The sequence below is a fragment of the Streptomyces sp. Ru73 genome (assembly GCF_002920575.1).
GTDB lineage: Bacteria > Actinomycetota > Actinomycetes > Streptomycetales > Streptomycetaceae > Streptomyces.
Genome location: NZ_PQSQ01000053.1, coordinates 43,544 through 54,351, shown reverse-complemented (window position 1 = coordinate 54,351; position 10,808 = coordinate 43,544). Strand labels below are relative to the sequence as shown.

Sequence of the window (10,808 nt, the reverse complement as noted above, 5' to 3'; positions counted from 1 at the left end):
TCCGTGGGCCTCCTTGCGGAGCCGCTCGGCCTCCTCGCGGGCCTCGCGCAGCGCCGTCTCGGCCGCGGCGACCCGCTCCTCCGCCTCGGTGTGCAGCCGGTCCAGCTCGGCCTGGGCCAGCTCGCGCCGCTCGTCCGCGCTGCGCTCGGCCTCGGCCCGCAGCTCCGTGGCGGCCGCCTCGGCCTCGGCACGGGTCGCCGCCGCTGCCTCCTCGGCGGCCGCGTGCAGGTCCTCGGCCTCCTGGCGGGCCTGCTCCAGCGCCTCCTCGGCCTGCGCGCGCAGCTGCGCGGCGCGCTCGGCGGCCTCGCTGCGCACCCGCTCGCTGTCCGCCGCGGCGCCCGAACGGGTCTCCTCGGCGTCCGACTTGGCCTTGGCCAGCAGCTCCTCGGCGGTGGCCGCGGCCTCCTCGATCTGCTGCACGGCCTCGCGGCGCGCCTCGCCGCGGATCCGCTCGCCCTCGTCGACCGCCTCGGCCCGCAGCTGCTCGGCCTCGCCGCGCAGCCGGCGCGCCTCCTCCTGCAGCTCGACGGTCTTGGCGCGGTACTCCTTGGTGTCGTCCTTCGCGGCGCCCTTGAGCGCCTGCGCGGTCTCGTGCGCCTCCTCGTGCAGCCGGTCCGCCTCGGCCTCGGCCTCCTTGCGGATCCGCTCGGCCTCCTCGGCGGCGGCCTTCGTGGTGGCCTTGGCGTCCTCCGCCGCCTTGCTGACCATCTCCTCGGCGGTCCGCGCGGCCTTCGCCAGCTGCGCGGCGGAGTCCTCGGCCGCCTTGGCGCGGGCCGCCTCCTGGGCCTCGGAGACCAGCCGCTCGGCCTCGGCCCTGGCGTCGGCGCGCAGCTGCTCGGCCTCGGCCTTGGCGGCCTCGGCCTCCTTGGTGGCCTCGCCGACCAGCCGGGCGACCTCCTGCCGGGCCGTACGGGTGCGCTGCTCGTTCTCCGACTCGGTCGCGGACAGCCGCTTGGCGGCGGCCGCCTCGGCCTCCTCGACGAGCTTGTCGGCCCGGGCGCGCGCCTCGCGCAGCGCCGTCTCGGCCTCCTGCATCCGCTCCTCGGCGGCGCGGGTCAGCTCGGCGCTGCGCCGGCGGGCCTCCTCGGTCTCTCCGGCCGTCGAGGTCCGCAGCTGTTCGGCCTGGTCGGTGGCCTCCTGGGCCTGGGTGGAGGCGGCGTTCAGCAGCCGCTCGGCGTCCGTACGGGCGCGGCGCAGGATGGCGTCGGCCTCGGCGCGCGCCTGCTCGGCCTCGGCGCTCAGCCGCTCGCGGGCCTGCTCGGTCAGCCGCTGGGCCTCGGCGCGGGCGTGCGCGAGCTGCTGCTCGGCCTCGGCTCTGGACTCGTCCAGCAGCCGGCGGGCCTGGGACTCGGTGCGGGCGCGCAGCTGCTCGGCCCAGGCGACGTTCTCGTTGACGTGGCTCTCGACGGTGGCCCGGCGCTCGTTCAGCTCCTCGTCCAGCCGCCGGCGCCGCTCCACCGCCTCGGTGTGCAGCTCGGCCTCCAGCCGCGACTGGCGCTCGGCCTGCTCCTGGAGGAGGCGCTGCGTCTGGGCGCGGGCCTCGCGCAGCTCCCGCTCGGCGTCGGCGCGCAGCTGGTCCGCCTGGATCTGGGCGTTCCGCAGCAGCTGTTCGGCCTGGGCGCTGACGTTGTCGTACGCCGGCCGCGTCATGAGGGTACGGCGTGCCTCGTGAAGCTTGGCACGCAGAACTTCGACCTGATAGCCGAGGTCGTCGGCATGCTGGACGGCCTTGTCCCGCTCCGTCTTCAGCCGCTCCATCTCGGCCTCGAACTGCGAGAGGTGATCGTCAGCCTCGTAGCGGTCGTTGCCCCGCACTGCGCGGTCCCATCCGTCCCCTGGTCATGGTGGCGGCCGGCTCCGTCGTGCGTGGAGCTGACCCTTCCGAAGAAATGGTGTCAGATCATCGGCGGAGATTGGACCGAGCCCCGATCCGGACCCCGGCCGAAGCAGCACTCTACCGGCCGGGGAACGCGAAGGTCAGTGCTCCTGGGAGGCCGTGACCAGTTCGGTCAGCACGCCGTGGCAGTCCTTGGGGTGCAGGAAGGTGATCCGGGAGCCCATCGAACCACGGCGCGGCTCGTCGTAGAGGACCCGTACGCCCTTCCCGCGGATGTCAGCAGCATCACCGTCCACATCCGCGGTGCCGAAGGCGATGTGGTGCACCCCCTCACCGTTCTTCGCCAGCCACTTGCCCACGGCCGAATCCTCTCGGGTCGGCTCCAGCAGCTGCAGGTACGAAGAGCCGCCGTCGGACGTATCGTTGATCTTGAGCATGGCCTCCCGGACGCCCTGCTCCTCGTTGATCTCCTTGTGGAAGACCTCGAACCCGTACGTCGCCCGGTAGAACTCGACGGTCGCGTCGAGGTCATGACAGGCGATCCCGATGTGGTCGATTCGCGTCAGCATTTCTCCAGTGCACCGCTCGCACGCATGATTACGCAACGTGCGCGCGATCACATCCACAGCCCGGTGACCCGGTGCGGTACCGCTCAGTACATTGATGAAAACCCTCGTTAACTTCCCTGCACAGGAAGGGCCGCGCTGATGTCCTCATCGAACGGCAGCACCACCTCCGTGATCGTCGCGGGGGCCCGTACTCCCATGGGGCGCCTGCTGGGCTCCCTGAAGTCCTTCTCCGGCGCGGACCTCGGCGGCTTCGCCATCAAGGCCGCGCTGGACCGGGCCGGCATCGGCGGCGACCAGGTGCAGTACGTGATCATGGGCCAGGTCCTCCAGGCCGGCGCGGGCCAGATCCCCGCCCGCCAGGCGGCCGTGAAGGCCGGCATCCCGATGAACGTCCCGGCCCTGACCGTCAACAAGGTCTGCCTCTCCGGCCTGGACGCCATCGCGCTGGCCGACCAGCTCATCCGCGCGGGCGAGTTCGACATCGTCGTGGCCGGCGGCCAGGAGTCGATGACCAACGCGCCGCACCTCCTCCCGAAGTCCCGCGGCGGCTACAAGTACGGCGCGGTGGAGATGCTGGACTCCATGGCGCACGACGGCCTCACCGACTCCTTCGAGAACGTCGCGATGGGCGAGTCCACCGAGAAGCACAACACCCGCCTCGGCATCCGGCGCGCCGAGCAGGACGAGGTCGCGGCCCGCTCCCACCAGCGCGCCGCTGCCGCCCAGAAGAACGGCCTCTTCGAGGCGGAGATCACCCCCGTGGAGATCCCGCAGCGCAAGGGCGAGCCCGTCGTCTTCAGCCAGGACGAGGGCATCCGCGGCGAGACCACCGCCGAGTCCCTGGGCAAGCTGCGCCCCGCCTTCGCCAAGGACGGCACCATCACCGCCGGCAGCTCCTCGCAGATCTCCGACGGCGCCGCCGCGGTCGTCGTGATGAGCAAGGCCAAGGCCGAGCAGCTGGGCCTGGACTGGATCGCGGAGATCGGCGCGCACGGCAACGTCGCGGGCCCGGACAACTCCCTGCAGTCCCAGCCCAGCAACGCCATCAACCACGCCCTCGGCAAGGAGGGCCTGACGGTCGCCGACCTCGACCTCATCGAGATCAACGAGGCGTTCGCCGCGGTCGCCGTGCAGTCCATGAAGGACCTCGGGGTTTCGCCGGAAAAGGTGAACGTCAACGGCGGCGCCATCGCGCTCGGCCACCCCATCGGCATGTCCGGCGCCCGCATCGTCCTGCACCTCGCGCTGGAACTGCGCCGGCGCGGCGGCGGCGTGGGCGCGGCGGCCCTGTGCGGCGGCGGCGGCCAGGGCGACGCCCTGATCGTCAAGGTGCCCGGCAAGTGACCCGACCGGGCTGCTGAGGTACGGGTGCCCGTGCGGCGCCCGTACCGGCCCGTACGTACATCCGCAGGGACAGAGAACGGAGCGATGGGCAATGGCAGATGTCCCCACCCTGGTCGCCCAGGCCCGCGAGGGCCGGCCGCGTGCGGTGGCCCGGCTGATCTCGCTGGTGGAGGGCGCCTCGCCGCAGCTGCGCGAGGTGATGGCCGCACTGGCCCCGCTGACGGGTCAGGCGTACGTCGTGGGCCTCACCGGCTCGCCGGGCGTGGGCAAGTCGACGTCCACCTCCGCGCTGGTCAGCGCCTACCGGAAGACGGGCAAGCGGGTGGGCGTCCTCGCCGTCGACCCCTCCTCGCCGTTCTCCGGCGGCGCCCTGCTCGGCGACCGGGTCCGGATGAGCGAGCACGCCTCCGACCCCGGCGTCTACATCCGCTCCATGGCCACCCGCGGCCACCTCGGCGGCCTGGCCTGGGCGGCGCCGCAGGCCATCCGCGTACTGGACGCGGCGGGCTGCGACGTGATCCTCGTGGAGACCGTCGGCGTGGGCCAGTCCGAGGTGGAGATCGCCTCGCAGGCCGACACCAGCATGGTGCTGCTCGCGCCGGGCATGGGCGACGGCATCCAGGCCGCCAAGGCGGGCATCCTGGAGATCGGTGACGTGTACGTCGTCAACAAGGCGGACCGGGACGGCGCCGACGCGACGGCCCGCGAGCTGAACCACATGCTGGGCCTGGGGGAGTCCCGCGCGCCCGGCGACTGGCGGCCGCCCATCGTGAAGACGGTCGCGGCGCGCGGCGAGGGCGTCGACGAGGTCGTGGAGGCGCTGGAGAAGCACCGGGCCTGGATGGACGAGCACGGCGTGCTCGCCGAGCGCCGGGCGGCGCGCGCGGCCCGCGAGGTGGAGACCATCGCCGTCACCACCCTCCGCGAGCGCATCGGCGACCTGCACGGCGACCGCCGGCTCGGCGCCCTGGCCGAGCGCATCGTGGCCGGCACGCTCGACCCGTACACCGCCGCCGACGAACTGGTGGCGGGCCTGACGGAACAGGGCTCCTGACGGACCGGGGCTCCTGACGGAACAGGGCTGACGGAACGGGCCGGCCGGTTCCCCGGGGGGCGGGGAGCCGGCCGGCCGGACCGGCGGCGGGGGGCGCCGCAGGTCACGAACGTGGTCAGTCGTCGTCGCCGTCGTCGTCCGAGTGCGCCTGGGAGACGGCGCCACCGGCCGGATCGACGGTGACGTGGTGCTCGGCGCCGTCCTTGGTGACCGTCTCGGCCTCCCAGACCAGCTTCTTGCCGTGGTCGGGACCGTCCAGCTCCACGGACACGACCGTGCCGTGCGCGGCGGCCTTCCGGGCGGCCTGCGCGATGTCCACGGAGGCGTCGTTCAGCGCGGAGCGGACCTTCTGCTTGCCGAAGTCCCCGTCGCCGTCCCGGTCGACGTGCTGGTGGCGCACCTCGGCCCTGTCGGCGCCGATGGTGAGGTCGTGCCACCGGCCGTCCTTGCCCAGGACGCTGACCTCCCACGCGACGCCCGACGCGTCGTCGTCCAGGTCCACTTCGGTGACCGAGCCCGGTACCGCCTTCAGCGCGGCGGCCGCCGCCTGCTGCGCGGTGACCGTGGCGGCACGCGCGTCCCGGGCGTCGTTGCCGTCGCCGTCGTGGTCGTCGTCCTGCGGCTGGTTCCGGCCGTTCTCCGCGCCGCCTGCCTGCTGCCCCTGCGCGGACGACGTGTCCGGCGCCGCTGTCGTCCCGTCCTCGTTGCCGATCGCGACGGCGGTCGCGGTACCGCCGGCGATCAGGGCGGCCGCGGCGACGGTGGCGATGACGACATTGCGCTTCATGGTGGAAGCCTCCAAAGCGGTAGCTGTTGCGGATCACCCAGGGGCCGGGGGTCTCCCGGAGGGGGCCGGGGGTGGCCCCCAGGTGATGACCACACACTGCCGAGCCGTTCCTGAAGCCACCCTGAAGAAGCCTGAAGGGGCCTTCAGCAACGCCACCCTGAAGTCGCCTTCAGCAAGGCGGTGGCACTCTGGTCGCATGCGCCTGTTGATCGTGGAGGACGAGAAGCGGCTGGCCCGTTCCCTCGCCGCCGGCCTGACCGCCGAGGGGTACGCCGTGGACGTCGTGCACGACGGCCCGGAGGGCCTGCACAGGGCGAGCGAGGGCGCCTACGACCTGCTCGTCCTGGACATCATGCTGCCCGGCATGAACGGCTACCGGGTCTGCGCCGCCCTGCGCGCCGCCGGCAACGACGTGCCCATCCTCATGCTCACCGCCAAGGACGGCGAGTACGACGAGGCCGAGGGCCTGGACACCGGCGCCGACGACTACCTCACCAAGCCCTTCAGCTACGTCGTCCTGGTCGCCCGCGTGAAGGCCCTGCTGCGCCGCCGCGGCCGCACCGCGCTCCCGGTCCTGACCGTCGGCCCCCTCAGCATCGACCAGGGCGCCCGCACGGTCCGCCGCGGGGACGCCGAGGTGCCCCTGACCACCAAGGAGTTCGCCGTGCTGGAACAGCTCGCGCTGCGCGCCGGCGACGTGGTCTCCAAGCTCGACATCCTGGAGCACGTCTGGGACTTCGCCTACGAGGGCGACCCGAACATCGTCGAGGTCTACGTCAGCGCCCTCCGCCGCAAGCTGGGCGCGGCCACGATCCAGACCGTGCGCGGCGCCGGCTACCGGATGGTGCCAGGTGCTTAGGGCCCTCGGCTCGGTACGGGCCAGGGCCGCCGCCGGCGCCACGGCCGTGGTGGCCCTCGCCCTGATCGGCGTCGGCATAGCGGTCCTGCTGGTGCTGCGCGCGAACCTGGTCTCCCAGGCCGACCTGCACGCCGAGGTCACGGCGCGCGAGGTCGCCTCCGCGATCGCCACCGGCACCGCCTACAAGGACCTGGACCTCCCGGACCCCGACGAGCACCCCGTCCTCGTCGACGACGAACACGGCCGCGTGCTGGCGGCCGACGAGGACCTCCAGGAGGTGGACGGCTGGAAGGTCCACCGGGGCACGCCGCCCGGCACCGGCCGGCACGGCGAGGACAGCGGGCAGGGCGAGGCCCCCCGCCCCGGCGAGGTGGACGACGACGTCGACAACTCCGACGGCACGGCCGTCGTCGACGGCGAGCGCGCCGACTACCGCTGGGCCGAGGTCGACGCCACCGACACCCACGACCGCACCGTGACCGTCATGGCCGGCACCCCGGTCGGCGCCGAGGAGAAGACCCTCGGCTCGGTACGGACCGCCATGCTCATCGGCCTGCCGCTGCTGCTCCTGGTCGTCGCGGGCGTCACCTGGCTGGTCACCCGCCGCGCGCTGCGCCCCGTCGAGGACATCCGCGCGGAGATGGCCGCGATCACCGCCAGTACGGACCTGTCCCGGCGGGTGCCGGAGCCCGCCTCGCGCGACGAGATCGCCCGGCTGGCCCGTACCACCAACGAGACGCTGGCCGCGCTGGAGGCGTCCGTGGAACGCCAGCGCCGCTTCATCGCGGATGCCTCGCACGAGCTGCGCAGCCCCATCGCCAGCCTGCGCACCCAGTTGGAGGTGGCCGAGGCCCACCCCGAACTGCTGGACCTGCCGGGCGCGGTGGAGGACACCGTACGGCTCCAGCACCTGGCCGCCGACCTGCTGCTGCTCGCCCGGCTGGACGCGGGGGAGCGGCCCAAGGACACCCGCGTCGACCTGGGCGCGCTGGCCCGCGAGGAGCTGTCGCAGCGGGTCGCCGACCGGCTGCCGGTACGCACCGGTGACCTGCCGAGCGTGCAGGTGTCGGGCTCGCGCGGCCAGCTCGGCCGCATCCTCGGCAACCTCGTCGACAACGCCCAGCGGCACGCCCGTTCGCAGGTGCGGGTGGCCGTCGGCCGCGAGGACGGCTGGGCCGTGCTGCGGGTGGACGACGACGGGCCCGGCGTGGCCGAGGCCGACCGGGAGCGGATCTTCGAGCGGTTCGTCCGGCTGGACGACGCGCGCAGCCGTGACGAGGGCGGCGCCGGACTGGGCCTCGCGATCGCCCGGGACATCGCCGAACGGCACGGCGGCACGCTCGCGGTGCGCGAGGGCGCGGCGTTCGAACTGCGGCTGCCGGTCGCACCGGACGGCGCGCACGGCCCGGAGGGCGCGCACGGCTCGCAGAGCCCGAACGGCTCGCGTGGACCGCACGGCACGCGCGGCTCACAGGGCGCGAACGGCTCGCGCGCCTCGGGCTGAGCCCGGCGGCCGGCACCGGCCGGCCGCGGCGCCGCGCGGGTACGACGGGGTTCCCCCGCCCGCCTCCCGTGCGGCGCCGGGCCGGTCAGTACTTGCCGCGGTGCCCCCGGAGGTGGTCGGCCACCGGCGTCAGCGAGGCGCGCAGCGCGGCCAGGTCGTCCGCCGAGAAGAGGTCGATGAAGTGCTTGCGCACGGAGGCCACATGGTGCGGCGCCACCCGCCGCATGGTCTCCCAGCCCTCGTCGGTGAGCACCGCGTACAGCCCGCGCCGGTCGGACTCGCAGCTCTCGCGGCGCACCAGCCCGGCGTTCTCCATCCGGGTGATCTGGTGCGAGAGCCGGCTCTTGGACTGCAGGGTGGAGGCGGCGAGGTCACTCATCCGCATCCGGCGGTCCTCCGCCTCGGAGAGGTTCACCAGGATCTCGTAGTCGTTGTAGGTCAGCCCGAACGGCTGGAGGTCCCGTTCGAGCTGGTGCGTCAGCAGCCTGCTGACGTCGAGGTGGGTGCGCCAGGCACGCTGCTCCTGGTCGGTCAGCCAGGGAGTGTCGCTGTCGGTCGTCATGAATGAATTCTACCCGTGAAAGTTGAATAGTGAATTAGTCATGCCCCGTGATCGTGCCCTCACCCGGGCCCGCCCGCCGGTGGTCAGTCCGCCGGGAGGGCTCAGACGTTCGAGGTCACCCTCCGCAGACTACCGCTCACAGCCCGAAGCGGCGCTGGAGCCCCCCGAGGGATCCCGGCAGCTGAGGCATTTGTGAGCCACCGTCGTGACCAGCGGAGCCGCCCGGTACGCCGGGTTCCGCCGGCACCGCGCCCGTCGGCAGCTCCGGCATCAGCTGCTCGGTCGACTGCAGCAGCACGGTCCCGGCCCCGACGAACTCGAACTGGTGCTCCTCGCCGGACACCCCGCCGATCCCGGTGTGCGCCCGCAGGCCCCCGAGGAAGCCGCGCAGATACTGGTGATCGTAGTGGTGGCAGGGCGAGGGGCAGTCCGCCCAGCCCACCAGCGCCTGCGGATCGACCCGGATCGGCGGCTCCGCGAAGACCACCGGACCGTTCGAAGCGGCGACGAACTTCCCCGTGCCGATGAGCGTCGAAAAACCCGGCACGATCGACTGCTTCAACGACAGGGACGGCTGGAAAGCGAGCAGATTCCCGGACCGGATCGTGAGATTGCCGTCCTCCAGGTCATAGGAATTCACATCGAAAGCGCGGTCCGCCAGCACCATTTTCCCGCGGCCCTGCGCGACCACCCAGTCCGCCGCGTGCAACGGCGAATGGAAAGCGCTCGCGACCAGCCGGTCCAGCGCGCCGTGCCCGATTCCCTGGAAATCGATCTGCCCGAAGTAGGCGACCATCTTCCCCTTCTGCAGGAACCACTGCCCGTTCAGGTCCACGCAGAACGCGTACGGATTGACGTTGTCGTCCGCCGGCAGCGAATGCACATCGTGAATGACGGGACCGGTCACAGCTTTTCCTCCGAAGCCTGTACGTAGACGGTGCCCTGGCCCGACAGCTCCAGCTGGAACGCCTCGCCCGAGCCGCGGCCGACCATCTCCCGCCAGCCGATCGCCGTCGAGAGCTTGTTGCGCACGTTCCCGCGGTGCGCCACGTACGCCTGCGGGTCCACGTGCACCGGCCGGTCCGGGCGGATCGGCAGTTCGATCACGCCGCCGTGCGCCATGACCGCCACCGAGCCGTGCCCCTCGAGCGTGGTGGTGAACAGGCCCTGGCCGGTCACCTGGCCGCGCACCATGCCCATCACGCCGCCCTGGGAGCCCATGAACATCGTGCCCTGGCGCAGCGTCCCGTCGAACGCCAGCAGCCGGTCGGCCTCCACGTACAGGGTGTCGCCGGTCAGGTCGACGACGTGCACGTGGTGGCCGCCGTGCCCGAACATCACCGAGCCGTTGCCCTCCACCGTCATCAGCGGGGTGGCCTCGTTCGCGATCCGGCGGCCGATCATCGACCCCAGCCCGCCCTGGCCGCCCTGGATGTTCGGGGTGAAGCTGACCTCGCCCTGGTACGCCAGCATCGCGCCGCGCTGGCTGAACAGCCGCTGCCCCGGCGCGACCTGCGCCCGGACCATGCGCGAGTTGAGGACCGTGAACGGCATCAGACCTCGCCCCCGATCGTGTTGCGCTCGCTGGGCTGTACGTACACCAGGCCCTCGCCCTCGAAGCGGATCTGGAAGGACTCGCCCGAGCCCTCGCCCATGAACGTGCGGAAGTTCACACCGGACTGGAAGTGCTGCCGCAGGTCGCCGGTGTGCGCGACGTACGCGCCCGGGTCGACCTGGAGCGGAGCGTCCCGCGTCACCCGCAGCACCACCGCGGGCCCGTCGGAGGTGATCGCGGCCTGCCCGGTCCCCTCCACCGTCGTGGTGAACAGGCCGTTGCCCTGGGAGGCACCGCGCAGCCCCGTGAAGGTGGTCCCGGTGCGCAGCGCGGCGTCCGTGCACAGCAGGTTGCTGGCCTCCACGTACAGCTTCTCGCCGTGCAGGCTCACCAGGTTGATCTCGCTCGCGCGGTCCGCGAAATAGCAGGTGCCCTCGCCCTTCACCTCCATGACTTCCATCTGCTCCCCGGTCAGCCGCCGGGTCACCATGCCGCGCAGGCCCTCGCCCCCGCCGCTCATCTTCTTGAACGCCATCCGGCCGTCGTAGGCGACCATGGCGCCGTTCTTCGCCTTCACGGCGTCGCCGGTCATGTCGACGGCGAGCACTTTGCTCCCCTGGAGCCGAAACTGAGCCACGGGACCAGACCGTAGTCCGCCGCGGCGTCCGCGGGCAGAGGGCCCGGCGGGGACCGGCCGGGGGCGGGCCCGGCGACCGGGGGCGGCCGCGTGGCTGTCA

At 72.8% G+C, this 10,808-nt stretch carries 10 protein-coding genes and 1 pseudogene; 4 read left to right on the top strand and 7 right to left on the bottom strand.

Features of this window, described 5'->3' with window-relative positions; genetic code table 11:
• Together C3486_RS22090 and mce are read right to left on the bottom strand one after the other, a co-directional pair.
• Positions 1-1,815: pseudogene (locus tag C3486_RS22090) on the bottom strand (hypothetical protein); the annotation flags it as partial.
• Positions 1,816-1,977: 162 nt separating this feature from the next.
• Positions 1,978-2,406 carry a methylmalonyl-CoA epimerase gene (mce, locus tag C3486_RS22085; protein ID WP_103834486.1) on the bottom strand — a complete coding sequence of 143 codons (429 nt, stop codon included), beginning with the start codon at positions 2,404-2,406 and terminating at the stop codon, positions 1,978-1,980.
• 168 nt (positions 2,407-2,574) lie between these two features.
• Here mce and C3486_RS22080 point away from each other — a divergent pair, with 168 nt between their 5' ends.
• A complete protein-coding gene (locus tag C3486_RS22080; protein WP_103834488.1) occupies positions 2,575-3,750 on the top strand; it encodes an acetyl-CoA C-acetyltransferase in 1,176 nt (391 codons plus the stop codon).
• Positions 3,751-3,841: 91 nt separating this feature from the next.
• On the top strand, positions 3,842-4,804 hold the full coding sequence (gene meaB / locus C3486_RS22075) for a methylmalonyl Co-A mutase-associated GTPase MeaB (protein WP_103834485.1): 963 nt from the start codon (positions 3,842-3,844) through the stop codon (positions 4,802-4,804).
• A 115-nt stretch (positions 4,805-4,919) separates the two neighbouring features.
• Here meaB and C3486_RS22070 read toward each other — a convergent pair whose 3' ends face one another.
• Positions 4,920-5,591 carry a PepSY domain-containing protein gene (locus C3486_RS22070; RefSeq protein ID WP_103834484.1) on the bottom strand — a complete coding sequence of 224 codons (672 nt, stop codon included), beginning with the start codon at positions 5,589-5,591 and terminating at the stop codon, positions 4,920-4,922.
• A 196-nt stretch (positions 5,592-5,787) separates the two neighbouring features.
• Here C3486_RS22070 and C3486_RS22065 point away from each other — a divergent pair, with 196 nt between their 5' ends.
• On the top strand, positions 5,788-6,450 hold the full coding sequence (locus C3486_RS22065; protein WP_103834483.1) for a response regulator transcription factor: 663 nt from the start codon (positions 5,788-5,790) through the stop codon (positions 6,448-6,450).
• Positions 6,443-7,954 carry a HAMP domain-containing sensor histidine kinase gene (locus C3486_RS22060; RefSeq protein WP_103834482.1) on the top strand — a complete coding sequence of 504 codons (1,512 nt, stop codon included), beginning with the start codon at positions 6,443-6,445 and terminating at the stop codon, positions 7,952-7,954. Before C3486_RS22065 ends, C3486_RS22060 begins: the two co-directional genes overlap by 8 nt.
• 85 nt (positions 7,955-8,039) lie before the next feature.
• Here C3486_RS22060 and C3486_RS22055 read toward each other — a convergent pair whose 3' ends face one another.
• The 4 genes from C3486_RS22055 to C3486_RS22040 form a co-directional block, all read right to left on the bottom strand.
• Positions 8,040-8,516 carry a MarR family winged helix-turn-helix transcriptional regulator gene (locus C3486_RS22055; protein WP_103834481.1) on the bottom strand — a complete coding sequence of 159 codons (477 nt, stop codon included), beginning with the start codon at positions 8,514-8,516 and terminating at the stop codon, positions 8,040-8,042.
• Between the two features lie 136 nt (positions 8,517-8,652).
• Complete coding sequence (locus C3486_RS22050) at positions 8,653-9,423, bottom strand: AIM24 family protein (protein ID WP_103834480.1); 771 nt, start codon at positions 9,421-9,423, stop codon at positions 8,653-8,655.
• Positions 9,420-10,070 (bottom strand): AIM24 family protein, encoded by a 651-nt coding sequence (locus tag C3486_RS22045; RefSeq protein WP_103834479.1) that lies wholly within the window; start codon positions 10,068-10,070, stop codon positions 9,420-9,422. Before C3486_RS22045 ends, C3486_RS22050 begins: the two co-directional genes overlap by 4 nt.
• Positions 10,070-10,708 (bottom strand): AIM24 family protein, encoded by a 639-nt coding sequence (locus C3486_RS22040; protein WP_103834478.1) that lies wholly within the window; start codon positions 10,706-10,708, stop codon positions 10,070-10,072. The genes C3486_RS22045 and C3486_RS22040 overlap by 1 nt, the downstream gene beginning before the upstream one ends.
• Between the last annotated feature and the right edge of the window lie 100 nt (positions 10,709-10,808).